This is a genomic window from Ornithinimicrobium sp. (genome assembly GCF_051004135.1).
GTDB lineage: Bacteria > Actinomycetota > Actinomycetes > Actinomycetales > Dermatophilaceae > Ornithinicoccus.
The window spans coordinates 1-23,821 of sequence record NZ_JBPCKQ010000073.1 but is presented as its reverse complement, the minus strand read 5'-3'; the positions used below and the strand labels follow the sequence as shown (position 1 = coordinate 23,821).

General features: G+C 71.4%; 22 protein-coding genes and 2 pseudogenes. 9 read left to right on the top strand and 15 right to left on the bottom strand.

The window, feature by feature from the left end:
* From ACR2FV_RS04215 to rimP, 4 genes are all read right to left on the bottom strand, one after another.
* Positions 1-291, bottom strand: a 291-nt coding sequence (locus tag ACR2FV_RS04215; protein WP_434014446.1) for a translation initiation factor IF-2 N-terminal domain-containing protein, incomplete at its 3' end; no start/stop codon positions are given.
* 140 nt (positions 292-431) lie between these two features.
* Positions 432-764 (bottom strand): YlxR family protein, encoded by a 333-nt coding sequence (locus ACR2FV_RS04210; RefSeq protein ID WP_434014448.1) that lies wholly within the window; start codon positions 762-764, stop codon positions 432-434.
* An 81-nt stretch (positions 765-845) separates the two neighbouring features.
* On the bottom strand, positions 846-1,838 hold the full coding sequence (nusA, locus tag ACR2FV_RS04205) for a transcription termination factor NusA (protein WP_434014444.1): 993 nt from the start codon (positions 1,836-1,838) through the stop codon (positions 846-848).
* A complete protein-coding gene (gene rimP / locus ACR2FV_RS04200) occupies positions 1,838-2,380 on the bottom strand; it encodes a ribosome maturation factor RimP (protein WP_434014443.1) in 543 nt (180 codons plus the stop codon). Before rimP ends, nusA begins: the two co-directional genes overlap by 1 nt.
* A gap of 120 nt (positions 2,381-2,500) precedes the next feature.
* Between rimP and ACR2FV_RS04195 the strand changes: the two genes are divergently transcribed.
* Together ACR2FV_RS04195 and ACR2FV_RS04190 are read left to right on the top strand one after the other, a co-directional pair.
* Positions 2,501-3,511 carry a hypothetical protein gene (locus ACR2FV_RS04195; protein WP_434014442.1) on the top strand — a complete coding sequence of 337 codons (1,011 nt, stop codon included), beginning with the start codon at positions 2,501-2,503 and terminating at the stop codon, positions 3,509-3,511.
* Entirely contained in the window at positions 3,508-4,467 is a 960-nt protein-coding gene (locus ACR2FV_RS04190; RefSeq protein ID WP_434014441.1) for an aminoglycoside phosphotransferase family protein, read from the top strand. The genes ACR2FV_RS04195 and ACR2FV_RS04190 overlap by 4 nt, the downstream gene beginning before the upstream one ends.
* Positions 4,468-4,512: 45 nt before the next feature.
* Here the strand turns inward: ACR2FV_RS04190 and ACR2FV_RS04185 are convergent, their stop codons facing one another.
* Both ACR2FV_RS04185 and ACR2FV_RS04180 read right to left on the bottom strand, forming a co-directional pair.
* Positions 4,513-5,289: a YqjF family protein gene (locus ACR2FV_RS04185; protein WP_434014440.1), complete on the bottom strand. Its 777-nt coding sequence runs from the start codon at positions 5,287-5,289 to the stop codon at positions 4,513-4,515.
* Positions 5,290-5,332: 43 nt separating this feature from the next.
* Positions 5,333-6,214 (bottom strand): universal stress protein, encoded by an 882-nt coding sequence (locus ACR2FV_RS04180; protein WP_434014439.1) that lies wholly within the window; start codon positions 6,212-6,214, stop codon positions 5,333-5,335.
* A 253-nt stretch (positions 6,215-6,467) separates the two neighbouring features.
* Here ACR2FV_RS04180 and ACR2FV_RS04175 point away from each other — a divergent pair, with 253 nt between their 5' ends.
* The 4 genes from ACR2FV_RS04175 to ACR2FV_RS04160 all read left to right on the top strand — a co-directional run bounded on the left by ACR2FV_RS04175 (position 6,468) and on the right by ACR2FV_RS04160 (position 10,464).
* Positions 6,468-6,764: a nucleotidyltransferase family protein gene (locus tag ACR2FV_RS04175; RefSeq protein ID WP_434014438.1), complete on the top strand. Its 297-nt coding sequence runs from the start codon at positions 6,468-6,470 to the stop codon at positions 6,762-6,764.
* Positions 6,754-7,113: a HepT-like ribonuclease domain-containing protein gene (locus ACR2FV_RS04170; RefSeq protein WP_434014437.1), complete on the top strand. Its 360-nt coding sequence runs from the start codon at positions 6,754-6,756 to the stop codon at positions 7,111-7,113. Before ACR2FV_RS04175 ends, ACR2FV_RS04170 begins: the two co-directional genes overlap by 11 nt.
* Before the next feature lie 63 nt (positions 7,114-7,176).
* Positions 7,177-9,192 carry a thioredoxin domain-containing protein gene (locus tag ACR2FV_RS04165; protein WP_434014436.1) on the top strand — a complete coding sequence of 672 codons (2,016 nt, stop codon included), beginning with the start codon at positions 7,177-7,179 and terminating at the stop codon, positions 9,190-9,192.
* Between the two features lie 9 nt (positions 9,193-9,201).
* Positions 9,202-10,464 (top strand): CapA family protein, encoded by a 1,263-nt coding sequence (locus ACR2FV_RS04160; protein ID WP_434014435.1) that lies wholly within the window; start codon positions 9,202-9,204, stop codon positions 10,462-10,464.
* A 22-nt stretch (positions 10,465-10,486) separates the two neighbouring features.
* On the opposite strand, the gene ACR2FV_RS04155 is transcribed toward ACR2FV_RS04160, so the two are convergent.
* From ACR2FV_RS04155 to ACR2FV_RS04145, 3 genes are read right to left on the bottom strand one after another with little or no spacing between them, the layout of a single operon-like run.
* Entirely contained in the window at positions 10,487-11,239 is a 753-nt protein-coding gene (locus ACR2FV_RS04155; protein WP_434014447.1) for a sulfite exporter TauE/SafE family protein, read from the bottom strand.
* A 32-nt stretch (positions 11,240-11,271) separates the two neighbouring features.
* Complete coding sequence (locus tag ACR2FV_RS04150; RefSeq protein WP_434014434.1) at positions 11,272-12,027, bottom strand: HAD family hydrolase; 756 nt, start codon at positions 12,025-12,027, stop codon at positions 11,272-11,274.
* Complete coding sequence (locus ACR2FV_RS04145) at positions 12,027-13,805, bottom strand: proline--tRNA ligase (protein WP_434014433.1); 1,779 nt, start codon at positions 13,803-13,805, stop codon at positions 12,027-12,029. Before ACR2FV_RS04145 ends, ACR2FV_RS04150 begins: the two co-directional genes overlap by 1 nt.
* Before the next feature lie 121 nt (positions 13,806-13,926).
* On the opposite strand from ACR2FV_RS04145, the gene ACR2FV_RS04140 reads away from it, so the two are divergent.
* Positions 13,927-14,301 (top strand): hypothetical protein, encoded by a 375-nt coding sequence (locus ACR2FV_RS04140; RefSeq protein WP_434014432.1) that lies wholly within the window; start codon positions 13,927-13,929, stop codon positions 14,299-14,301.
* A 40-nt stretch (positions 14,302-14,341) separates the two neighbouring features.
* Here ACR2FV_RS04140 and ACR2FV_RS04135 read toward each other — a convergent pair whose 3' ends face one another.
* From ACR2FV_RS04135 to ACR2FV_RS04115, 5 genes and pseudogenes are all read right to left on the bottom strand, one after another.
* Positions 14,342-15,556 (bottom strand): cysteine desulfurase-like protein, encoded by a 1,215-nt coding sequence (locus ACR2FV_RS04135; protein WP_434014431.1) that lies wholly within the window; start codon positions 15,554-15,556, stop codon positions 14,342-14,344.
* Positions 15,557-15,631: 75 nt separating this feature from the next.
* Positions 15,632-16,267 (bottom strand): annotated as a pseudogene (locus ACR2FV_RS04130) (ABC transporter ATP-binding protein).
* A gap of 65 nt (positions 16,268-16,332) precedes the next feature.
* Complete coding sequence (locus tag ACR2FV_RS04125; protein ID WP_434014430.1) at positions 16,333-17,502, bottom strand: ATP-binding cassette domain-containing protein; 1,170 nt, start codon at positions 17,500-17,502, stop codon at positions 16,333-16,335.
* 58 nt (positions 17,503-17,560) lie between these two features.
* Positions 17,561-18,292 (bottom strand): annotated as a pseudogene (locus tag ACR2FV_RS04120) (alpha-hydroxy acid oxidase); the annotation flags it as partial.
* Complete coding sequence (locus ACR2FV_RS04115) at positions 18,277-18,537, bottom strand: hypothetical protein (protein WP_434014429.1); 261 nt, start codon at positions 18,535-18,537, stop codon at positions 18,277-18,279. The pseudogene ACR2FV_RS04120 and the gene ACR2FV_RS04115, both read right to left, overlap by 16 nt.
* A gap of 179 nt (positions 18,538-18,716) precedes the next feature.
* Here ACR2FV_RS04115 and ACR2FV_RS04110 point away from each other — a divergent pair, with 179 nt between their 5' ends.
* Entirely contained in the window at positions 18,717-20,807 is a 2,091-nt protein-coding gene (locus ACR2FV_RS04110; RefSeq protein WP_434014428.1) for a prolyl oligopeptidase family serine peptidase, read from the top strand.
* Positions 20,808-20,837: 30 nt separating this feature from the next.
* Here ACR2FV_RS04110 and ACR2FV_RS04105 read toward each other — a convergent pair whose 3' ends face one another.
* The gene (locus tag ACR2FV_RS04105) at positions 20,838-21,680 is read right to left on the bottom strand and encodes a GNAT family N-acetyltransferase (RefSeq protein ID WP_434014427.1); all 843 of its coding nucleotides are present in this window, start codon (positions 21,678-21,680) and stop codon (positions 20,838-20,840) included.
* A 122-nt stretch (positions 21,681-21,802) separates the two neighbouring features.
* On the opposite strand from ACR2FV_RS04105, the gene ACR2FV_RS04100 reads away from it, so the two are divergent.
* Positions 21,803-23,572 carry a glycerol-3-phosphate dehydrogenase/oxidase gene (locus ACR2FV_RS04100; protein ID WP_434014426.1) on the top strand — a complete coding sequence of 590 codons (1,770 nt, stop codon included), beginning with the start codon at positions 21,803-21,805 and terminating at the stop codon, positions 23,570-23,572.
* The last annotated feature ends 249 nt before the right edge of the window (positions 23,573-23,821 follow it).

Sequence of the window (23,821 nt, the reverse complement as noted above, 5' to 3'; positions counted from 1 at the left end):
GGGGGCAGCGGCGCCGGGGCGCGGTGCCCCGCTGCGGGCCGGCTGACCCGAGGTCGGGCCGCGCTGCCCAGCGGAGGCAGGGGTACCTGCTCCGTTGCTGGAGGCATCCTTGGCCGGCGCCGCCTTCACGGCGGACTCCGGTGGGTTCTCGCGAATCTTGCGGACGACGGGCGGCTCGATCGTCGACGACGCCGACCGGACGAACTCTCCCTGTTGCTTGAGGTGGGCGAGGAGCTCTTTGCTCTCGACCCCGAGCTCTTTGGCGAGCTCATAGACCCGAACCTTGGCCACGTTTCTCCTACTTGTCAGGCCACGGCTCGAGCCCGCGTGCGGGCACAGCCGTGGCTATTGCTGGTGGGTGCTCATCGCTGAGTACTCATCGGGTGCTCATCAGCGTCAAACCCGCTTCCGGTTCCTCGATGACAGAGCCCTCAGGCTCCGCCCGTGTGGCGGCCGGACCTCATGGTCCGACCGGGTATGCCGTCCACCCCGGTGGGGCGGGTCACTCCTGCCTGCTGCTCCAGCCAGCTGCGCAGCGGACCGATGTCCGGCGGGCTGCCGAGACGCAGCGCCCGCTGGAACGCCCGGCGCCGGTCAGCGGACCGGACACAGCCAAGGTCGGGATGCACATAGGCACCTCGACCTTGAGCACGCCGCCGGGGGTCGGGCTCCACCCTCCAGAACGCGGTCCCGGACGGGGGGGCCACCGCGACGACGCGCAGCAGTGCCGCCTGAACCTCGCGCCGCCGACACCCCACACACATGCGCACCGGCGCCACGAAGGTCGCGCGCGGTGTGGTGGAAGGCTGACGTCGTCGACGAACAGACACCAGAAGTCTACAGGCTCAGGGCCCGGGCTCGGTGTCCGGCTGGATGTCGATGCGCCAGCCGGTCAGCTTGTTGGCCAGTCGAGCGTTCTGGCCCTCGCGCCCGATCGCCAGCGAGAGCTGATAGTCCGGGACGACGACGCGCACCTGACGACCAGCCTCGTCGACCACCGTGGCGGAGAGCACCCGGGACGGGGAGAGCGCCGAGGCCACGAACGAGGCGGCATCGTCGGAGAAGTCGACGATGTCGATCTTCTCTCCCTGAAGCTCGGCCATCACCGCCCGGACCCGCTGGCCCATCGGGCCGATGCACGCGCCCTTCGGGTTGATGCCCGACACCGTGGCCCGCACCGCGATCTTGGTGCGATGACCTGCCTCCCTGGCCAGGGCCATGATCTCGACCGATCCGTCGGCGATCTCCGGTGCCTCCAACGCAAAGAGCTTGCGGACCAGGTTGGGGTGCGTGCGGGACAACGCGATCTGTGGACCACGAGGACCCCGCTTCACGCTGACGACGTAGCAGCGCAGCCGCTGTCCGTGCCGGTACTCCTCGCCGGGGACCTGCTCCGCGCTGGTCAGCTCCCCCTCGACGGCACCCAGGTCGACCAGCACGACACGCGGGTTGCTGGACTGCTGGATCACCCCGGACACGATCTCGCCCTCCTTGTCCCGGAAGTCGCCGAGGACGGCGTCGTCCTCGATCTCGCGCATCCGCTGCAGGATCACCTGGCGGGCGGTCGCCGCAGCGACCCTGCCGAAGCCCTCCGGCGTGTCGTCGAACTCTGCCCCGGGCTCGCCGCGCAACCCGTCGGCGTCGATCTCACCGAGCTCTCGGGCCCAGACGGTCACGTGACCGCTCTTGCGGTCCAGCTCCACCCGGGAGTGGGTGTGATGGCCCTCGACCCGCTCGTAGGCACTGTGCGTCGCCTGCTCGATCGCTCGCACCAGCACGTCGAGCGAGATCTCGCGCTCGGCGGCGATCCCCCGCAGCATGGCCATGTCGATGTCCATCAGTTGCCCTCTCCGGAGTCGGGTCGGCTGAACTCGATCTCGACCCTGGCACGCTCCACACGGTCGTAGTCGACCAGCTCCTGCGGGGCGGTGGACAGGCGCACCCCCTGGGTTGCGGCCGCGAGCAGTCGTGCCGACGTGCTCGTCCCGTCGGCGTAGGTCAGGGTGAGCAACCGGCCGACATTGCGCCGGAACTGGGCAGGCGTGCTCAGCGGCTGGTCTGCCCCCGGCGAGCTGACCTCCAGGGTGTAGGGCGCGGCACCCATCAGGTCGCTGCGCTCGAGAATCTCTGCCACCGTCCGCGAGGCGGTCGCGACCTCGTCGAGACTCGGCGGCGCCACCGGCTGCTGGGGACCCACCGGGTCCGCCGGATGTGTGGGATCGCTGCACAGCAGCTCCTCGACGTCCCGTGCGACGGTGACCCGGACCAGGCGGCGCTTGCCGGCGGGCTGGATCCGCACGTCCTCGACGACCAGTGCGCTGCCGCGGAGCTCCTGGGCCAACTGGTCCCTGATGGCGTCGGCCCGGGTCGGGGTGTGCATGCCTGACCTGCCTCTCTTCTCCTGTCGATGCGGACGGGGCGGGCAGTCGGCCCGGCGTGTCGCGACGCCCACTCTAGTCGCTCCGGCCTCGGCGCCGAGCCTCTCTGAGATGATCCGGGCATGTCCGCCTCGTGGTCCCGCCGCGCGCTGCTGACGGCACTCGCCTGCTCGAGCGCCGGTGGGCTGGTGGCGTGCGAGAGTCAGAGCGGTGACGACGAGCAGGTCGGCCCGACCGATGCGGCCGGTCGACCGATTCCGTCGCGCCCAGCCGACGTGGAGCTGTTGCTCGCAGTGCTGCAACACGCCCGGCACCTGGTGTCCTTGGGTCGCGATCTGGGGCCCGGACCGCAGTCCGGGCTGCTGCGGGAGGTGCAGATGGCGCACGGTCAGCAGGCCGATGTCCTGGCCCGGCTGCTGCGGGCTGCCGGGGTGGACCCGGGCACGCCGTCCGAGCTGCCCGAGGCCGGCGCCTCGGCGACGTCATCGCCCCTCCCCGCTGACACCGCGGCGAGCTCGACCGCCGCAGCAGCGCCGGTCCTGCCGCGCGCCGAGCGCGTCGCGGCGTTGGTCACCGCCGTGTCGGACGACGCCACACCCGAGCGTCTGCGACCCCTGTCCGGAGCCTCGGCGGCCAACCTGCCGATGCTGGTCTCGCTGCACGGCGAGCGGGCCGCCGCCGCCCTGCTGTTGGGCGGCCGGATCAGCTGGCCGACCCTCAGCGGCCCTGCGGGGGCCCGCACCGTCGGTCTGCTCGCCGCGTTGCGTCCGGCGGTCTACACCCTGGAGGTCGTTGCCGCACGCGCATCGGGGGAAGAGCGGGGGCGCTTCGAGAGCGTGCTGGCCTCCCTGGGCGGGCTGACCCGGCAAGTCACTGAGCTCGCCGGGCCGGCCGCGCCGGCGGCGCCGCTGGGCTACGGACTGCCCGAGCCGCTGTCCACCCCCGCCCAGCGTGCCAGGCTGGTGACTCAGGCGCTGGCGCCGCTGCCGGCCGCAGTGGTCGTGGGCACCGCAGGGCTGACCGGGGACTCCGCCGGGATCAACGGCTCCGTCCGGCTGCTCGCCGAGGTGACCCGGCTCGGGCACCCGTTCGGGCTTCCCGTCACCGGCTTCCCCGGGATGACCGTGCCGTGACCGGCTGGACCAGCGCCGACATACCTGCTGGGTTCGCCAGCGAGGTCAGCCGGCACCCACCCGATCCGGGCATGCCGTCGGGCCGGGACTGGCTCGACCGCCTCCCCCGCTTGGTGACCGAGGCTCTTGCAGCGTGGGAGCTGCGGACGGACGGCCCGACCCGCTGGGGTCGCAATGCCGTGGTCCTGCCGGTGCGTCGAGCGGACGAGTCGACTGCGGCACTGAAGGTCGGGTGGCCGCATCGAGAGGCTGCCCACGAGCACCTGGCCCTGCGGGCCTGGGCGGGTGCGGGAGCCGTCCGGCTGCTGGCCGCCGACCCGTCCCGGGGCGCCCTGCTGCTCGAGCGGGTGGATCCCGACCAGGACCTCGACCGGTTGAGCGTCGAGGACTCCGGTCGGGTAGTCGGGGGACTGCTGCGCACGCTGGACCGGCCTGCGCTGCCCCAGCTCGACCCCCTCTCAACCCACCTGGAACGCCTCAGCGTGCGAGTGGACGAGGCGATGGCCGGCCCGGCCGCCGGGGTTGGTCGACTCCTGCCCCGGCGGCTGCTCGTCCAGGGGCGCGCGTTGTGCACCGAGCTTGCCGCCCGGCCTGGCGTGGACGCCCGGCTGGTGCACACCGACCTGCACGGACAGAATGTGCTGCACCGGCCGACCACCGGCCAATGGGTGGTGATCGACCCCAAGCCGATGGCGGCCATCCCGGAGTTCGCGGTCGCTCCGGCGCTGTGGAACCGGTGGCCGGAGGTGGTGGGCTCGGGTCACCCTCGGGCGCACCTGCAGCAGCGACTCGAGACGGTCTGCGACCACGCCCGACGGGACGCGGATCTGGCCCGGGCGTGCACGATCACGCGGATGCTGGGCAACGCGCTGTGGCTGCTGCGCGCTCCTGGGCCGCAGGTGCCGGCGGAGGTGACGGTGTGCGTCACGGTGCTCAAGGCCATGCTGCCCAGCTGATGCCGGGTCGTGCAGCTCACACCCGATGCGGGACTCCCACAGCTCTCACACCCGCTGCGGCAGCCCGAACTCGGTGTAGACGCCCGGAGACCACAGCACCGAGTCCGGGGGGGTCCGCGCCGGCAGGTCCGGCAGACCGCTGGCCCGGACCAGCTGATCCTCCAGCCGGGTGACGCGCGCGGAGTGCAGGGGCCAGGGGCCGTGTGTGTTGGGCACCCACAGGGTTTGTCCCAGCACCCGGGTGTGCAGGCCGAAGCGGGCGGTCAGGAAGTGCTCCAGCGGCCCCGGCTCGGCGAGCCGCTCCCTGATCTGCAGCGACACCCCAGAGGCCGGACGGGACCGGTGCGTGGCCAGCCGCGTCGTCCAGTAGTCCCGCACCGAGTGCACCCCAGGGGCGCTGCCGCCGCGCGAGCCGCCCATCCGGGCCCAGTAGTAGGGCACGTTGAACACCCCGCGCGCCCCGAGGACCACGGCGGCGCGCTCGGTCTCCAGGGACAGGAAGGTGACGCCGCGCCGCCCGGCGTCGTCGGTGGTGTAGACCCGCACGTTGCTCTCCCAGAAGGTCCCCAGCCACGGCACCGGGTGACCCCGACCGGGGCCGGCGTCGACCATCCGGAACGGGATGAGCCCTACCCATGCCGAGCCGTCGAACTCGTCGGGGCGGACACCGGGGGGCAGGTGCACCGCCACCAGCTCCGGGGCGATCCGCCAGTGCAGGAAGGCCAGGTCGCACCAATGCTGGCTCATGATCGCGGGTCCGCGCAGCGGTGGCCCCTGCGGGCGGATCGGCAGGAGCACGGGTGGTGCAGCGGACGTCGGCATGACTCCAGTGTGGACCGCCTCCCCGGTCCAGGCGAGGCTGCCCTCAGCGCAGGATGGCCACCGGGCACTGGGAGCGGTTGATCACGTTGCGCCCCACCGACCCGAGCCGCAGCTTGCTCAGGCCCCCCTCCCCGCGGGCGCCGACCACGACCAGCGCCGCAGCCAACGACAGCTGCGCCAGCATCGTGGCAGCCGGAGTCTGCTGCACGTGCTCGCGGAACTTCAAACCCGGCTGCTCCCGGCTGACCACGCCCCGTGCGTGGCTGACGTGATCGTGCGCCCCGTGCCGAGCTCCTTCGACCTCGACGTGATGCCAGTCCTCGTCGCCGAGGTAGACCCGGGTCCAGTGGTCTGCGGACGGCGCCTGCCAGGCCGCAGCCAGGACCAGCTCGGCGCGGGTCCGCGCCGCGAGGTCGGCAGCCCAGCGCACTGCGGTGTCGCTGCCCTGCGACCCGTCAATCCCGACGACGACCGGCTTGCGGCGGCCCGGCAGCACCTCGCTCCCGGCGGGCACGAACACCACCGGGCACTCGGCGTGGGCAGCCACCGCGGGGACCACCGAGCCGGAGTCTCCGGAGAGCCGCCGCTGGTGCCGGTCGCCGAGCACGATCATGGCCGCCTCGCCGGACAGCTTCTGCACGGCCTCGGCGGCACCCTGGTCACTGGTCCGGGTCCGCACCTCCAGGCCCGGGGCAAGGGCCAGGGCCCGGTCACGACCGGCGGCGGCGACCGCGTCGGCAGCGACCTCCACCGCGACATGTCGCCCGACGAGCTCCGTGGCGCGCGGCTGCGCCCGGCCCCAGGCGAAGAGCACCACAAGGGGCAGCCTTCTGCCCTCGGCCTCGTGGGCCGCCCAGTCCACGGCGTCCCTGGCACTGGACGATGCGTCATACCCCACCACGATCGGGGCTCTGGTCTGGCTCATCATCCGTCCTCTCGTTCCGGACACCATATTGCCCTTTCGCCGCAACGCACCAGAGGTTGCGCCGCAGGACTGAGCGAAGTCCGACTGGCAGGGTGGTGCTCGTGGCCAACCGACTCGCGGACTCGCTCTCCCCCTACCTGCGCCAGCACGCCGACAACCCGGTGTGTGGCCCGATGGCGGGTAGCGAGGTGGCCGCTACGCGTGCAGGTCCGAACGTGCGATCATAGATCTGAGCCGAGGACGAGGAGTGGCGATGGTTGTCATGGATCGCGAGACGCTCGCAGATCTCTGCCGTCATTTCGACGTGCGCCGGCTGTCCGTCTTCGGTTCTGCGATGACGGATCGCTTCGATGAATGCCGCAGCGACGTCGACTTTCTCGTGGAGTTCACCGACAGCTCCGCGGCAGGGTTCGATGCCCGCTTCGGCTTGAAGGAAGCGTTGGAAGCCCTCGTCGGACGTCGAGTCGACCTGGTGATGCCGTCGGCCATGGAGAACCCCTACATCGCGGCCTCCGTCGAAGCCACTGCCGAGCAACTCTATGCGGCCTAAGTCCCTCGCTTTTATCGGGGACGCTCAACGCGCTGCTGGCCTTATCCAGCAGTCCGTCACTGGCCACGTTCTGGCGGACTACCTCCGTGATCCCCTGTTGAAGTCTGCAGTCGAGCGGCAGTTCGAGATCATCGGTGAAGCGCTGAACGGGCTGAGCCACACTGATCCGGACGTGGCGGTCGGAGTACCGCACCTGCCGAGAATTGTTGCCTTCCGCAATGTCCTGACCCACGGATATGCCGTGATCGACGACGAGATCGTTGGGGAGGCCGCGACGACCAAGGTGAGCGGCCTCGTCGAGACGTTGGATGGCCTGCTCAATGATGTCGCCGGGTCCGGGCATGGTTGATCCGTGCTTGCTGCCCGGTGGTGGGGGACTTGGGGCGGAGATCAGAACGGTCCGAGTGGCTCGATGAACCGACTCGCAGACTCGCTCTCCCCCTACCTGCGCCAGCATGCCGACAACCCGGTGGACTGGTGGGAGTGGGGCGAGGATGCCTTCGCGGAGGCGAGGCGGCGCAACGTGCCGGTGCTGCTCTCGGTCGGGTATGCCGCGTGCCACTGGTGCCACGTCATGGCACACGAGTCGTTCGAGGACGAGCAGGTCGCCGACGTGCTGTCGAAGGGGTTCGTGGCGATCAAGGTCGACCGGGAGGAGCGGCCCGACGTCGACGCGGTCTACATGAGCGCCACCACCGCGATGACGGGGCACGGCGGCTGGCCGATGACCTGCCTGCTCACGCCCGAGGGGCAGCCATTCTGGTGCGGCACCTACCTGCCCCGACAGCAGTTTCTGGCGCTGCTGGACGCGGCCGTGCAGGGCTGGGCAGACCGGGAGACCGAGCTGCGGGAGGGGGGCGCCCACGTGGTGCAGGCGCTGCAACAGGCTCAGACACGCAGCGGCGGCCGGCACCCGGTCGACGACGAGATGCTGAGCGCGGCGGTGACCGCGCTGGCACGCGACTACGACTCCCGGAACGGCGGGTTCGGGGGTGCACCGAAGTTCCCGCCCTCGATGGTGCTGTCCTTCCTGCACCGCCACCACGCCCGGACCGGCGACGCCCAGGCCCGGGAGATGCTGCTGGGCACGGTGCGCGCGATGGCCCGCAGCGGGACCTACGACCAGCTCGGCGGCGGGTTCGCCCGCTATGCCGTCGACGCGGGCTGGGTGGTGCCGCACTTCGAGAAGATGCTCTACGACAACGCGCTGCTGCTCGGGGTGTATGCGGAGGTGCTGGCGTCCGCGGACGGGCCCGACCGTGCCCTGGCGCAGCGGGTGGTGCGCGACACCGTCGGCTGGCTGCTGCGGGAGATGCGCACCGCACAGGGCGGCTTCGCCTCCTCTCTGGACGCCGACACCGAGGGGGTCGAGGGCGCGACCTACGCGTGGACGCCGGCGCAGCTCGCCGACGTGCTGGGCCCGGCCGACGGCGCCCGCGCCGCCGCGCTGCTGCAGGTCGACGAGCAGGGCAGCTTCGAGCACGGCACGTCCACCCTGCGCCTGCCACAGGATCCCGAGGACCCGGCGTGGTGGGAAGATGCGCGCCTGCGGCTGCTCGCGGCCCGCGACACCCGCCCCCAGCCGGGCCGGGACGACAAGGTGGTCACCGCCTGGAACGCGCTGCTGGTCTCCAGCCTGGCCCGCGCCGGAGCGTTATGCGGGGAGCCCACCTGGGTCGAGGCGGCGCAGGAGTGCGCCGACCTGCTGTTGCGGACCCACCTGGTCGACGGCAGGTTGCGGCGCACGTCGCGCGACGGCGTGGTGGGAGCAGCCGAGGGGGTGGCCGAGGACCACGGCAACCTGATCGAAGCCCTCAGCGTGCTGCATACCGTGACCGGCGAACCCCGCTGGCTGGAGGCGGCCGGGAGCCTGTTGGCAGATGCGCTGGCCCGCTTCGGCGCGCCGGACGGTGGCTTCCACGACACCGCCGACGACGCCGAGGAGCTGGTGCTTCGCCCGGTGTCCAGCGGTGACAACGCCGAGCCGTGCGGCCACTCCGCCCTGGCCACCGCCGGTGTCCGCTATGGCGCTGCCGCCGGGTCGGCCGAGCACCTGCAGCGCGCCCGCGAGGCGGTGGACGCTCTGGGCGATCTGGCGCGCCGCGCTCCGCGGTTCGCCGGGTGGCTCCTGCGTGCCGCCGAGGACCTGAGCGCCGGACCGGTCCAGGTGGTCGTGGCCCACGGCGGACGGACCGATCGGGCTCAGGATCTGCTGGCCGCCGCGACGGACCTCGGCCCGGGGATCGTCGTGGTGCAGGGCGAGGGAGACGACGAGGGCGTGCCGCTGTTGGCCTCGCGTGGGCCCGTCGACGGCGCACCTGCCGCCTACGTCTGCCGCGGCACGCTCTGCGACCTCCCGGTCAGCGCACCGGCGGCCCTTCGAGCATCCGTGGCGCGGCACCGGCTGGGCGCAGGCCAGCGTCCCTAGGGTGAACAGATGAGCCGAGCAGCGGTGGGGGCGGTCAGCCTGCTGGCGTTGCTGCTGGTCGCCTGCGCCGGATCGAGTCAGGACGACCACTCAGCGGGCAGCCCCGAGGCGGCGAGTGAACCACCCCTGGTGACCGCGCAGGACGCGAGCACCGCCGAACCCTCCGCGGACCAGGCACCCCGCACCGCGGCGCCCACGGTGCGGCCCTCCCCCGAGAGCGCACCCACCACCGGGTCGCCGGCTGGCGAGGCGCGGGTGACCATCGGCGCCACCGGCGATCTGCTGGCTCACGAGAGCGTGATCGACAGCGCCTCGGCCAACACGGAGGGCACCGCCTACGACTTCTCCCCCATGTTTGCCGAGGTCAACGATCTGCTCCGGGAGCCCGACCTGAGCCTGTGCCATCTGGAGACCCCGCTCTCCCCGGACAACACCGAGCTGAGCCGGACCGGGGTGTTCACCTTCAACGCACCCCACGAGCTGGCCGACGCGGTCGCCGGTGCAGGGTGGGACGGGTGTGAGTTCGCCTCCAACCACACCATGGACCGCGGACTGTCGGGGCTGGCCGAGACCGAGAGGATCGTGCGCGAGGCAGGCCTGGGCTATGCGGGCCCGACTGCAGACAGGGAGCGGGCCGGCATACCCGAGACGTATGACGTGCGCGGCACCCAGGTGGCGCACTTGGCCTACACCTACACCTACCCCAACGACGGGTCCCCGACCACGGTGGTGCCCGGGAAGGCGCCGTGGCTGGAGCGCAACCTGTGGCCGGCGATCGGCGCCGGCGGCATCCTCGACGACGCCGCCAGGGCACGAGCAGAGGGTGCCGCCTTCGTCGTGGTGAGCATGCACTGGGGTCAGGAGTACCTGACCGAGCCCACCGAGCAGCAGCGCTCGCTGGCACGCGAGCTGCTCGACTCCGGGGACGTCGACCTGATCCTGGGCACGCAGGTCCACGTCGTGCAGCCGTGCGAGAAGGTCAACGGGAGATACGTCTTCTACGGGCTGGGCAACTTCTTGTCCAACCAGTCCCCCGACACGACAGGAGCCAACCTGGTCACCGAGACACAGGAGGGAATGGTCGCCCGGATCGTCCTCACGCGCACCAGCGACGGCGCAGTGCGCTCGACCGCGCGCTACCAGCCCACCCGCGTGGACCTCGACGGCCATGTGGTGCGGCCGGTCCCACCGGACAGCGCCACCTACCGCCGCACGGTCGGTGCCGTGCAGCTCCTCGGTCCCAATGCCTGCGATGCTCGACCGATGCCCTGAGCAGGCACGCTGCCGACTCGGCTCAGCCCTCGAGCTGGGCGAGGGTGTCGTAGCCGATCTTGAGCGTGAACGCCGTGACCAGGACGACGAACACCACCCGCACGAAACCGTCCCCCCACCGGACGGCGGCGCGGGCCCCCAGGTAGCTGCCGAGCACGTTGCAGGCCCCCATCACCAGACCGACCTGCCACAGCACCGCGCCTTGCGGGATGAACACCAGCAGCGCCGCCAGGTTGGTGGTCAGGTTGGCGATCTTGGCCTTCGCGCTGGCCTGGAGGAACCCGTAGCCCAACAGCCCCACCAGGGCGAAAACCAGGAAGGACCCCGTGCCTGGGCCCAGGGCTCCGTCGTAGACGCCGATCGCGAACCCCACGACACCGGCGACCACGTGGTGGCGCCGGCCGGTGAACCGCAGCGCGGCCACCCGGCCCATGCTCGGCTTGGCCAGGGTGTAGCCACCGACGGCGACCAGGACGATGAGGATCATCGGGTTGAAGGCCGCCCGGGGGATGACCGAGCCGATCGCGGCCCCGCCCAGGCTCCCCGCGAAGGCGAAGCCGGCCATCGGCAGCGCAGTGCGCAGGTCTGGCCGGACCCGTCGGAAGTAGGTGATCGAGCTGGTGGTCGTCCCGCAGATCGAGCCCAGCTTGTTGGTGGCCAGCAGCTGCACCGGGCTGGCCTGCGGGAAGCCGATCAGCAACGCCGGGAGCTGGATCAGCCCTCCCCCGCCGACCACGGCGTCGATCCACCCGGCGGCGAAGCCGGCCAGCGCCATGGCCGCCAGCAGCCACGGCGACAGGTCCTCGATCACCCGCCGCTCGCCTCGACCTGCCAGCCGCGCACGATGCCGGCGATGTCGGCCAGCTGGTGGGCCACCGCGTCCGGGGTGGCCTCGACCGCGACGTGCTGCGAGGCGGGGATGTCGCTGTGCGGGATGTGGACGGCGCGCATGCCGACCTGCTGCGGGCCGTGCACGTCCTCGTAGATCCGGTCGCCGACGTAGACGCAGCGCTGCGGCGGCACACCGACGGCAGCCGCGACGGCGCGGAAGGCGTCCGCGTGCGGCTTGACCACGTCGATCTCACTGGAGTAGACGTCGCCGTCGATGAGGTCCAGGACACCGTCCCGGGCGAAGATGCCGCGGTGGTAGTCCCGGCTCCAGAGGGTGTTGGACAGCACCCCGACGCCCAGACCCTGTCCACGCAGCCATGACCACAGCGGCAGCACCTGCGGGTCGGTCCAGGTGTGCGGCTCCCAGAAGTCCTCGTATGCGGCGCTCACCTGCGGGGTATGCAGTGTCTCGCCGTCGAGCCCGGAGGCGTGGATGGCGTGCCGCAAGACGTCGGCGAGCCGGGCGCTGCGGTGCTGATGCTGCTCGCGACCCAGACCCCACATGTGTGCCTCGGCGGCCAGCAGCGCTTCGGTGAGCGTCTCGGCCGCCGCGTCGTCCCCGGGGTGCGCGTGCGCCGCATACGTGCTGCGCCACTGGGCGCGCAGGTCCACCGTGTGCCAGGGGGTCAGCGTGCCGCCCCAGTCGAAGATGACCGCCTCGACGGGCTGCATCAGCCCGCCCGCCCCTGGCCGATCTCCAGCAGCACCTCCGGGACGGCCTCGTCCACCGCGACCTCGCGGCGCGCCCCGGTGCGCCGGTCCTTGATCTCGATGACCCCATCGGCCAGACCGCGCCCCACCACCACGATGGTGGGCACGCCGATCAGCTCGGCGTCCTTGAACTTCACACCCGGGGACACCTTGGGCCGGTCGTCGTAGATCACCTCGACACCACGGTGCTCCAGCTGTTCCACCAGGTCCGCGGCGGCCTCGAAGACCGCAGGGTCCTTGCCGGTGGCGACCACGTGCACGTCGGCCGGGGCCAGCTCGCGCGGCCAGCACAGCCCGATCTCGTCCAGGGTGCCCTCGGCGACCGCGGCCACGGCCCGGCTGACGCCGACGCCGTAGGAGCCCATCGTGACGGTGACCAGCTTGCCGTGCTCGTCGAGCACCTGCAGGCCCAGCGCGTCGGCATACTTACGACCCAGCTGGAAGATGTGACCCATCTCGATGCCGCGGGCCAGGGTCAGCGGGCCGCCCCCGTCGGGGCTGGGGTCGCCCTCCTTGATCTCGGCGGCCTGGATGGTCCCGTCGGCGGTGAAGTCGCGGCCGAGCACCAGGTCGAAGACGTGCCTGCCGTGCTCGTCGGCCCCGGTGACCCAGGCCGAGCCCTGCGCGATGGAGGGGTCGAGCAGGTAGCGAATGCCGGAGGCTTTGTCCTTGCCGAGCACGCCGGGACCGATGTAGCCCTTGGCCAGCGCCGGGTTGACGGCGAAGTCCTTCTCCTCGAAGGGCTCGACAGCTGCCGGGGCCACGGCCGCCTCCAGCCGCTTGGCGTCGACCTCACGGTCGCCGGGGACGCCGATGGCCAGCGGCCCACGGGTGCCGTCCGGGTGGGCCAGCATCACGACGACGTTCTTGAGGGTGTCCGCGGCGGTCCACTCCCGGCCGTCTGCCCGGGGGTGGTCGGCGTTGGCGGCCGCGACCAGGGTGGCGATGGTAGGCGTGTCGGGGGTGTCCTCGACGTGCGCGGCAGGCGTCTGCGCCGCGTCGACCGGCTCGGCCTGCGGCACCACGACCGCCTCGACGTTGGCGGCATACCCGCTGGCCTGGCAGCGCACGAAGGTGTCCTCGCCGTGCGGGCTGACGGCCAGGAACTCCTCGCTGGCCGAGCCGCCCATCGCGCCGGAGTCGGCGTGCACCATGACGTACTCGAACCCGAGCCGGTCGAAGATCCGCACGTAGGCCGCGCGGTGCCGCTCGTAGGCCGCCGCCAGCCCGGCGTCATCGATGTCGAAGGAGTAGGAGTCCTTCATGATGAACTCGCGGCCGCGCAGCAGCCCGGCGCGGGGACGGGCCTCGTCGCGGTACTTGGTCTGGATCTGGTAGAGCGTGAGCGGGAGCTCCTTGTAGGAGGAGTACATGTCCTTGACGGCGAGGGTGAACATCTCCTCGTGGGTGGGGCCGAGCAGCATGTCGGCGCCCTTGCGGTCGACCAGTCGGAAGACGTTGGGGCCGTACTCGGTCCACCGCCCGGTCGCCTCGTAGGGCTCCCGGGGCAGCAGCGCGGGGAAGCTCAGCTCCTGGCCGCCGATCGCGTCCATCTCCGCGCGCACGATCGTCTCTACCTTGCGCAGCACCCGCAGTCCGAGCGGCAGCCAGCTGTAGACACCGGGCGCGGCGCGGCGGACGTAGCCGGCCCGCAACAGCAGCCGGTGCCCCGGCAGCTCTGCGTCGACCGGGTCCTCGCGCAGGGTCCGCAGGAACAGGGTCGACATGCGCAGGGCCACGGGGGCACTCCTTGATCTCGGGTAAGTCGTCGCACACGGGCGTGCGGGTGTCCGCGGCAGGATATCCCGTCTCGGGCGTGGGCTAACCTGCCCGCCTGCTGGCAAATGTGCAGGGTCCTCGGTGACCGCCGAGCTGGTCCTGCTCACCCAGGTCGTCTACTGGCTCGCCCACATCTACGCCGAGATGGTCGGGGATCGCATTCGGACCCGAGTGCCGACCCGCCCCGGCCAGCTGCGCCACGTGATGGAGCAGGAGTGGCCGCTGGTGGCGGTGTCGTTCGGGCCGCTGGCGGTCATCGTCCGCTGCGCTGCGCTGGGCCTGTCGGACAACTCGGCGGTGCTGGCCGGGTTGTGGGCCACGATGGCCCTGCTGGCGGGTTGGGCCCTGCTCGCCGGCCGCCGGTCCGGGCTGCGCACCGCGGAGATGCTGCTCTACGTCGCGGTCAGCCTGGCTCTGGAGTTGGCCCTCATCGCGATCAAGTCCCTGCTGCACTGAGCCGCTCGATGACGGGGCTTCGCCGAAGTGCGAGCCCGCCTCAGCAGCGCAGCTCGGCGACGGCGTCGTGCAGGGCGTCAACCAGGCGGTCGACGTCGTCGTCGTCCGTGTAGGCCGAGATGCCGGCGCGAACCGCACCACCATCGCCGAGGCCCAACCGCCGGGAGGCCTCGATCGCGTAGAAGTTGCTGCACGGGGCGTTGACCCCCTCGGCGGCCACGTGTCGGCTCAACCGCAACGACTCGATGCCCTCGACGGTGAAGTACACCGTCGGTGTCCGGTCCCCGGCCCGCGAGTAGGAGACCAAGCCGTCGACCTCCTGCAGTCGTGCCTCCAGCCGGCCGCGCAGGGAGTCCTCGTGCTCGGTGGCCGCGGCCAGCGACGCGGCGATGCGGGCGCGGCGGTCGCCGGTGGCCTCGGGGTCCAGACCGGCGATGAAGTCCACCGCTGCGGTCGTGCCGGCCAGCAGCTCATAGGGCAGCGTCCCCAGCTCGAACCGCTCGGGCACCCGGTCGGTGGACGGCGCCAGCTTGGCCGGGTGGAGCGTCTCCAGCAGCACGGGGTCGGCGGCCTGCACCCCGCAGTGCGGCCCGAAGAACTTGTAGGGCGAGCACGCGATCACGTCGGCGCCCAGCCTCGCCCGGTCGAGCGGCGCGTGCGGAGCCAGGTGCACCGCGTCCACATGCACGAGCGCACCCACCGCGTGCGCGGCGGCGGCGATGGCAGGGACGTCGGGCCGGGTGCCGATGACGTTCGAGGCGGCGGTGACGGCCACCAGCCGGGTGCGCTCGCTCAGCTGCTCCTGCACCGCCTCGACCGGCAGCCGCCCGGTGTCGGCGTCGAAGTGCGCCCAGCGCACGCCGGCACCCACCGCCTCGGCGGCCTGCACCCACGGCCGGATGTTGGCGTCGTGGTCCAGCGAGGTGACGACGACCTCGTCCCCGGGCCCCCAGCCTCGGCTCAGGGTGCGGGCCAGGTCGTAGGTGAGCGCCGTCATACTGCGCCCGAAGACAACTCCCCCCGGGTCGGTGCCCAGCAGGTCGCCCATCGCCGCTCGTGCCTGCTTGACGACCCACTCCGCGCGGCGCTCGCTGGCGGTGACGTCGCCGCGGTTGGAGATGCCCGAGGTCATGGTGTTCGCAACGGCCTCGGCGACCGAGGTGGGGGTCTGCGAGCCGCCCGGCCCGTCGAAGAACGCGATGCCCTGGTCCAGCGCGGGGAACGCCGCTCGCACTGCCTGCACGTCATACGCCATGTCCGGACTGTAACGGCAGAGTGGCCGGGGACGTTTCACAGCTCCGGCCGTGGCGCGGCAGGCCTGTCCCGGTCCTCAGTCCGTGCCGAGGTATGCCTGCACGACCCGGTCGTCGGCCAACAGATCCTTCGCCGGACCGGAGTGGGCCACCTCGCCACTGCTCAGGACATAGCCGTGATCGGCTGCCCGCAGCGCCCGGCGGGCGTTCTGCTCGACCAGGACCACCGTGGTCCCGGCGGTCCGGATCTGCTGGATGACGGCGAACACCTCATCGACGACCTTCGGCGCCAGGCCCATCGACGGCTCGTCGAGCAGGATCAGGCGTGGTCCGGCCACGAGCGCCCGCCCGATGGCCAGCATCTGCTGCTCCCCTCCGGACAGCGACCCCGCCGGAAGCGTTCGTCGTTGCGCGAGAACGGGGAAGCGCTCGTAGACCTCGTTGATGCGACCACCTCCGGAGTGCCAACCCCCCAGCTGCAGGTTCTCGGCGATGGTCATGGTGCCCAGCACCTAGCGCCCCTCGGGCACCTGCACCAGGCCCTGCTTGACCAGCCGGTGCGAGGGCGTGCGGGTGATGTCCTGCCCGTCGAAGCGGATCGTGCCCGCGCTCGGCCGCAGGATGCCGCTGACCGCGTTGATCACCGAGGTCTTGCCTGCCCCGTTGGCTCCCACCAGGGTGATCAGCGAGCCCTCTGCCGCCTCGAACGACACGTCGTGCACCGCCTCCACCCGCCCGTAGGAGACGGCGAGATGCTCGACCTGCAGAATCGGTGTGCTCACCGGGCCTCCTCGTCCTCGGCGCTGCCCAGGTAGGCCTCGACCACCGCTGGGTCGTCTGCGATCTCCTCCGGGGTCCCGGCCGCGATCACCTCACCGAAGTTGAGGACCACGATTCTGCTGCACGTCTGCATGACCATGCCGACGTTGTGCTCGATCAGCAGCACGGTCAACCCGTCGTCCGCCAGGGAGGCGATCAAGGTGGACAGGGCCTGGGCCTCGACGTGGTTCATGCCCGCAGCGGGCTCGTCCAAGATCAGCAAAGAGGGGTCGGCCGCGAGGGCACGCGCGATCTCCAGGCGTCGCTGGTCTCCGTAGGACAGCGCCGAGGCGGTGACGGCGGACTTCTCCGCCAGTCCGACGCGGTCCAGGCACCGGGCGGCGTGCTGCAGCGACTGCTGCTCGTCGCGTCGCGCTGAGGGCAACCACAGCAGGCGTCGGATGAACGTGGGCCGGCTCACCAGGTGAGCACCCACGAGGGCGTTGTCCAGCGCCGAGAGCCGAGGGAAGAGCTTGGAGTGCTGGAAGGTGCGGCTCACCCCGGCGGCGGCGACCCGGTGCACCGAGGTCTGCCCAGGCTGCACGCCGAGCACCTCGATCGTCCCGGACGTGGCCGGGACCAGCCCGCTGATCATGTTGACAAGGGTGGTCTTGCCGGCCCCGTTGGGACCGATCAGCCCGACGATCTCGCTGCCGGTGACGGCCAGGTCGACCTCGCGGACGGCGTGCACTCCGCCGTAGTCCTTGTCCACCCCGCGCAACGTGATGACCGGCTCGCCGGGAACGGGGTGGACCCGCTGCGCCAAGCCGGCGTGTCCGCTGTCCGCATGGGCCTCCCCGCTGGCGGCCATCGTCACCCTGCGCGGGATGAGACTGGCCAGCCCGCCCGGAAGGAACAGGATCACCACGAGCAGCAGCAAGCTGGCCAGGAAGGGCCGGATCCACCCCGCGTCGATGCCGGCCGCGCGCTGCACCTCCGGCACCATGGTGAGGAACCCGCTGCCCAGCACCGGGCCGATGAATACGGTGGAACCGCCCACCACCGCCGTGACCAGTCCGTCGATGGCAGTGGTGAAGCCGAAGTCCTGGGGGGCGATCAGGCGCACGAAGTAGGCCCAGAGGGTGCCGTAGAGACCAGCGACGGCACCTGCGGTGACGAAGGCGGACAACCGCCGCCACGATGTCAGCGCCGTCGCTGACCCCGCCGTCGATCAGCACCGCAGCTCGGGAGCCGATCGCCTGCACGATCTCGGGCAGGGCCACGAGCGGAGCCACCGCGCGGTCCAGCTGACGTCCACCGTGGTTGGACACCACGACCCCGTCGGCCCCGGCCGCCACGAACTCCCGCGCGTCGTGCGGGCTGAGCACCCCCTTGACCAGGATGCGGCCCGGCCACACCTCGCGCAGCCACCCCAGGTCGTCGACGGTGATCGTCGCGTCGAACATGCGGTCGACGAGGTCCGCGACCGTGCCGCCGCTCTCGCGCAGCGACGCGAACTCAAGAAGGTCGGTGGTCAGCAGGTTGGCCCACCAGCGCGGGTGCATGCTCATGTCGGCCAGCGTGCGCAGCCGCAGGGCCGGGGGAATGGTCAGACCGTTGCGGACATCTCGCAGCCGACGTCCGGCCACGGGAGTGTCGGCCGTGAGCATCAGGGTGCGGTATCCGGCAGCCGCAGCCCGCTGCACCAGCTCGGTCGACTGGGCGCGATCGCGCCACAGGTAGAGCTGGAACCAACGCTCCGCATCCGGCGCTTCCCGGGCCATCTCCTCCACCGACACGGTCCCCATGGTCGACAGGGTGTAGGGGACACCAGCCGCCCTCGCCGCGCGCACGACGGCGAGCTCGCCCTCATGGTGCATCATCCGGGTGAAGCCGGCGGGCGCGAGTCCCAGCGGCAGCGCCGCGCGGCGCCCCCACAGCGTGGTGGAGGTGTCGATCTCGCTCAGGCCACGCAACACCCTGGGGTGGACTCGACATCGTCGTAGGCCGCTCGGGCGCGCCGCAGACTCAGCTCGGCCTCTGCACCGCCGTCGGTGTAGTCGAACACGGCCCGGGGCACTCGTCGGGCGGCGAGGGTCCGCAGGTCGGCCACGGTTGCGGCCTGCTGGACCTGGTGCGCCCTGTGACGCAGCCGGGGCCGCTCGAGCTGCACCATCGGCGCCAGTTCGGCCCACTTCGGCAGGCGGCGGACGATGTCGGCCATACGCTCCGGGACCTCCTCGGGCATTCGACATTGGATGCGGGCGACCCGGGCCAGGCTGGACCACCTGAATGGAGACTAGGGCATCGAGAGGCCATGGGGATGGCAAGTCGGGTGGTGTCGTGCTCGATGACGGGGCCCGGGTGACCCCGGTGTCGACGCCGGCGTGATGGAGTGGGCTGGTGACCGTAGACCCGCATGCATGGCTGGAGGATGCGGACGGGGCCCAGGCGATGGCCTGGGTCCGGGACCGCAGCGCCGAGGCCGAGACCGACCTGCGCGCCGATTCCCTCTTCGAGGACCTGCGCTCCGGCATCCAGGATGCCCTGGAGGCCCGGGACCGGATCCCCATGGTTGCCCAGGTGGGCGAGCACCTCTACAACCTGTGGACCGACACCGACCACCCCCGCGGGGTATGGCGGCGCACCAGCTGGGCGTCCTATCGCACGGCCCAGCCGGACTGGGAGGTGCTGCTGGACCTCGACGCCCTCGGTGAGGCGGAGGGCGAGACGTGGGTGTGGCACGGTGCACGGATCCTGCGCCCCGACCACGACCGGGCCCTGGTGGCCCTGTCCCGGGGCGGCTCGGACGCCGACGTCACCCGTGAGTTCGACCTGGCCACTCGCGAGTTCGTCACCGGCGGCTCGGGCGGCTTCGTCCGCGAGGAGTCCAAGGGGTCGCTGTCCTGGATCGACCGGGACACGGTGTTCGCGATGACCGACGTCGGTCCCCGCTCGATGACCCGGTCCGGCTACCCCCGCACCGTGCGCCGGTGGCGCCGCGGCACCGCCTTGGCCGACGCGCCGCAGGTGTATGCGGGGGACGCCGAGGACCTGCTCGTGGCCGCCTCCCACGACCCGACCGCGGGCTTCCAGCGCGACGTCGTGCAGCAGGCGTTCGCGTTCTATCGCAGCCGCACGCTGTTGCTGTCGACCGGTCAAAACGGCAGCGCCGCCACCCCGATCGAGGTGCCGGAGTCGGCTGAGGTCGACCTGCACCGCGAATGGCTGACCGTGCACCTGCGGCACGACTGGGAGGTGGGCGCGGGGCGGCGTGAGGAGGCCGGCGACGGCGGCGAGCGCACGACATACCGGGCGGGGTCTGTATTGGTGATCGAGCTGGACCGGTTCCTGGCCGGCGAGCGCGATCTGCACCCGGTCTTCACCCCGGATCCTCACACCGCGCTGACGGACTGGACGTGGACCCGCAACCATCTGGTCCTGACCGTGCTGCGCGACGTGCGGCACGAGGTGTGGGTCTGCCGTCCCGGCGAGCAGGGATGGCACGAGCACCCGCTGGACACCGGCACGTCCGACCTGGCCACGGTCAGTGTCGCTGCCGTCGACGACGAGGTGAGCGACGACCTGTGGATGGTCACCACGACGTGGACGACACCCATGACCCTGTCCGTTGCCCACCTCGGCACGGGGTCCGGTGACGGGTCGGTCGAGGTGCTCAAGAGTGCGCCGGAGCGCTTTGACGCCTCGGGGCTGGAGGTCAGCCAACACTGGGCGACCTCGACGGACGGGACGCAGGTGCCCTACTTCCAGGTCGGGCCCGCAGCCCTGCCGCTCGACGGCACGACTCCCACCGTGCTGCACGGCTACGGTGGCTTCGAGATCCCGCTCACCCCCGCCTACGACCCGATCCTGGGCCGGGCGTGGCTCGCCCGCGGCGGCGTGTATGTCGTGGCCGGCATCCGCGGTGGCGGCGAGTTCGGGCCGGCCTGGCACCAGGGTGCGCTGCGCGAGCGGCGGCACCGCGCCTACGAGGACTTCGCCGCCGTCGCCCGGGACCTCGTGGCACGCGGGGTGACCTCGGTGCCGCACCTGGGCTGTACCGGCCGCTCCAACGGCGGGCTGCTCGTGGGCAACATGGTGACCGGCTACCCCGAGGACTTCGGTGCCGTCGTGTGCCAGGTGCCGCTGCTGGACATGCGGCGCTACCCCCACCTGCTGGCCGGGGCGTCGTGGATGGCCGAGTACGGCGACCCCGACGACCCGGACGACTGGGCGTTCCTGCAGACCTTCTCGCCGTATCACCGCTTCGACACCGACCGCCCCACGCCACCGACCTACCTCGCCACGACGAGCAAGGACGACCGGGTGCACCCCGGCCACGCCCGCAAGATGGCCGCGCTGTTGCGCTCGTCCGGGCGCGAGGTCACCTACTGGGAGCAGACCGAGGGAGGTCACGGCGGGGCCTCCACCGCCGAGCAGTTCGCCCTGTGGCACGCGCTGCCGTGGACCTTCCTGCACCGTCACCTGACCTGAGCTGCTGCTGTAGGCGACCGGGCCGAGCGGTCACAGCAGGATGGTGCTGAACATCCCGGTGTCCTGGAAGCCGACCCGTCGGTAGGTCGCCAAAGCCGCGGTGTTGTAGTCGTTGACGTAGAGCGTCACCGTCGGCGCGATGTGTCGCAGGGTGTGCTCGACCACCGCAGCCATCGCGGGCACCGCGAGGCCCTGCCCACGGCATACCGGGTCCACCCACACCCCTTGCACCTGCGCGACACCGAGGGCCACCGAGCCCAGGTCGGCCTTGAAGACCACGCGCCCGTCCTCCACCCGGATCAGGGTGTGCCCGCGCTCCAGCAGCCGGCCGACGCTGCGCCGGTATGCGGTGTCCGAGCCGCGATAGGGCGGGTAGCCGATCTCCTCGGTGAACATGGCCGCGGCGGCGGGAGTGACGAGGTCGATCTCGTCCGGCCTGGCCACCCGCACCGCGGAGTCCACGGCGACGCCTGTCCGGCCAGGTGGCCGGTCGATGGTCAGGACGGGCTGCCGGCTGCGCACCTCGCGGGCAGGCCCCCAGCTGGGCGCCAGCAGCGACCACAGCTGATGCACCTGCTCGGACGGCCCGAGGATCGAGGAGGCGTAGCGACGACGCTTGACCACGCGCGCAGCGAGGGCACGCAACGCGGTGGCGCTGCCGCCGACCGGCACGACATTGGCCGAGGACCAGACCAGGGCCTGCTCCCCGTCCCGTTCGTAGGCGAACACGGCCGAGCGCCGAGCCTCGAGCCCCCCGTCCTGGAGCCGGGCCGCGACAAAGACGTGCCGGACCGGGTCGGTGGCACACACGCTCAACGCCCACTCGCGGTCGGTCGCGCTCAGCGTCCGGGTCGCGGTGGTACCGAGAAGCATTCCGACAGCCTGCCCTAGACCTCCTTGACTGTCGATCGCGGTCACAGGGTAAGTTCCCTTGCCAGGTCAAGTCGTGCTTGACCCTGCGCCAGGATCCCGCTCGACCGGCAAGGAGGCCATTCATGCACGCACTGCCCTTGACCATCCAGTCCAGGCAGGATTCCCTGCGAGCGCTCGGCGAGAGCGGTGCGGACGGACCGCCGATCGACGTGCTGGTCATCGGGGGTGGGGTCACCGGTGCCGGCGTCGCCTTGGACGCGGCGACCCGTGGGTTGTCCACCGTCGTCGTCGAAGCCCAGGACTGGGCCTCGGGCACCTCTCAGTGGTCGACCAAGCTGGTGCACGGCGGGTTGCGCTACCTGCAGATGCTGGACTTCAAGCTGGTGCACGAGGCACTGACGGAGCGCGGCCTGCTGCTGTCCAAGCTGGCACCGCATCTGGTCAAAGCCATGCCGTTCCTGATCCCGCTGGAGCACCGGGTCTGGCAGCGCGCCTACTACGGCGCGGGCGTCACGCTCTACGACGCGCTGGCCAACATCATGCCGGGCCGGCGCGCCCTGCCGATCCACAAGCACCGCACCCGCAAGGGCCTGAAGAAGGAGTTCCCCGACCTCAACCACGACAGCGCCATCGGTGCGGTGCAGTACTACGACGCCACCGTCGACGACGCCCGTCTGGTCGCCACCCTGGTCCGCACGGCCGTCTCCTACGGTGCACGGGCCGCCAGCCGGACCCAGGTGGTGCAGATCACCAAGGACGAGTCCGGGCGCGCCACCGGGGCGGTCGTGGAGGACCTGGAGACCGGTGAGCAGATCACCTGCCGTGCTCGGCACATCATCAACTGCACCGGGGTGTGGACCGAGGACGTCGAGCAGCTTGCCGACACCGAGGGTGGTCTCGACGTCCTGGCCTCCAAGGGGATCCACCTGATCGTCCCCCGCGACCGGCTGCAAGGCACCTCCGGCATGCTGATCCAGACCGAGAAGTCGGTGCTGTTCTTCATCCCCTGGTCGCGCTACTGGATCATCGGCACCACCGACACGTCGTGGGATCTGGACCGGCAGAACCCCGTGGCCACCGCGGCCGACATCGACTACGTGCTGGAGCACGCCAACTCCGTGCTCAACATCACCCTGACCCGGGACGACGTGACCGGCTGGTATGCCGGACTGCGGCCGTTGCTGCAGCCCGGGACCAAGGAGGGCACCAGCTCCTCGAAGGTCAGCCGGGAGCACACGGTCGCCAGCCCCATCCCCGGCCTGACGGTCATCGGCGGCGGCAAGCTGACGACCTACCGGGTCATGGCCAAGGACGCCGTCGACTTCGCGCTGGGCAACCAGGCGGAGGAGCTGTCCTGCCTGACCGACGAGATCCCCCTGCTCGGCGCCGTCGGCGAGGGAGCGATGCGCCGCCGGATGCCGGCGCTGCAGCGACGCTTCGGCTGGTCCGACATGATGGTCGACCACCTGCTGCACCGCTACGGATCGCTGATGGAGGAGCTCGTCGAGCTGATCGAGCAGGACGAGTCGCTCGCCCGGCCGCTGGAGGAGGCGCCTGCCTATCTGCGGGCCGAGATCTCCTACGCCTGCTCGCACGAGGGGGTGCTGCACCTGGAGGACCTGATGTGCCGGCGCACCCGGCTGGTCTATGAGGTCAAGCAGCAGGGCCTGCCCGCGCTCCCTGAGATCGCCGACATCGCCGCCGGTGTTCTCGGCTGGGAAGCCGAGCGTCAGGAGCACGAGGTGTCGGCCTACCGCTCCCGGGTGGAGGCGGAGACCGCGGCAACGTTCGCGGCCGACGACGAGGCTGCCGCCGCAGCCCGGGCGCGCGCCGCGGACATCGCCCCCATGCACTCGTTCGGCAGCCTGCAGGGCAACACCAGCAGCTCCTGAGGTCACCTGACCGCATCGCATCAGCGCACCGTGACGGCGCCGAGCCACCAGCTTCACCCCACCACGGCAGTCACCAACTCAATGAGGAGAGCACTAGATGGGTCAGGTATTCGTTTCCGAGGTTAGGGCTCTCCACTTAACCGGACTAGGCTCGACCTATGATCCCGCTACGAGGCGGCCGGGACTACCCGCGGTCGGTGGGTGAGTTCCTGGCGTGGTTCGCCACGGACGCGGCCTGCCGGGACTATC

Excerpts from the sequence above, each read along its gene's own strand:
- ACR2FV_RS04210 (WP_434014448.1), bottom strand. The coding sequence starts at position 764 with ATGTGTGTGGGGTGTCGGCGGCGCGAGGTTCAGGCGGCACTGCTGCGC.
- ACR2FV_RS04155 (WP_434014447.1), bottom strand. The coding sequence starts at position 11,239 with ATGGCGCTGGCCGGCTTCGCCGCCGGGTGGATCGACGCCGTGGTCGGC.
- nusA (WP_434014444.1), bottom strand. The coding sequence starts at position 1,838 with ATGGACATCGACATGGCCATGCTGCGGGGGATCGCCGCCGAGCGCGAG.
- ACR2FV_RS04180 (WP_434014439.1), bottom strand. The coding sequence starts at position 6,214 with ATGAGCCAGACCAGAGCCCCGATCGTGGTGGGGTATGACGCATCGTCC.
- ACR2FV_RS04135 (WP_434014431.1), bottom strand. The coding sequence starts at position 15,556 with ATGGCGTATGACGTGCAGGCAGTGCGAGCGGCGTTCCCCGCGCTGGAC.
- ACR2FV_RS04185 (WP_434014440.1), bottom strand. The coding sequence starts at position 5,289 with ATGCCGACGTCCGCTGCACCACCCGTGCTCCTGCCGATCCGCCCGCAG.
- ACR2FV_RS04165 (WP_434014436.1), top strand. The coding sequence starts at position 7,177 with ATGAACCGACTCGCAGACTCGCTCTCCCCCTACCTGCGCCAGCATGCC.
- ACR2FV_RS04100 (WP_434014426.1), top strand. The coding sequence starts at position 21,803 with ATGCACGCACTGCCCTTGACCATCCAGTCCAGGCAGGATTCCCTGCGA.
- ACR2FV_RS04105 (WP_434014427.1), bottom strand. The coding sequence starts at position 21,680 with ATGCTTCTCGGTACCACCGCGACCCGGACGCTGAGCGCGACCGACCGC.
- ACR2FV_RS04195 (WP_434014442.1), top strand. The coding sequence starts at position 2,501 with ATGTCCGCCTCGTGGTCCCGCCGCGCGCTGCTGACGGCACTCGCCTGC.
- rimP (WP_434014443.1), bottom strand. The coding sequence starts at position 2,380 with ATGCACACCCCGACCCGGGCCGACGCCATCAGGGACCAGTTGGCCCAG.
- ACR2FV_RS04160 (WP_434014435.1), top strand. The coding sequence starts at position 9,202 with ATGAGCCGAGCAGCGGTGGGGGCGGTCAGCCTGCTGGCGTTGCTGCTG.
- ACR2FV_RS04175 (WP_434014438.1), top strand. The coding sequence starts at position 6,468 with ATGGTTGTCATGGATCGCGAGACGCTCGCAGATCTCTGCCGTCATTTC.
- ACR2FV_RS04170 (WP_434014437.1), top strand. The coding sequence starts at position 6,754 with ATGCGGCCTAAGTCCCTCGCTTTTATCGGGGACGCTCAACGCGCTGCT.
- ACR2FV_RS04115 (WP_434014429.1), bottom strand. The coding sequence starts at position 18,537 with ATGGCCGACATCGTCCGCCGCCTGCCGAAGTGGGCCGAACTGGCGCCG.
- ACR2FV_RS04150 (WP_434014434.1), bottom strand. The coding sequence starts at position 12,027 with ATGCAGCCCGTCGAGGCGGTCATCTTCGACTGGGGCGGCACGCTGACC.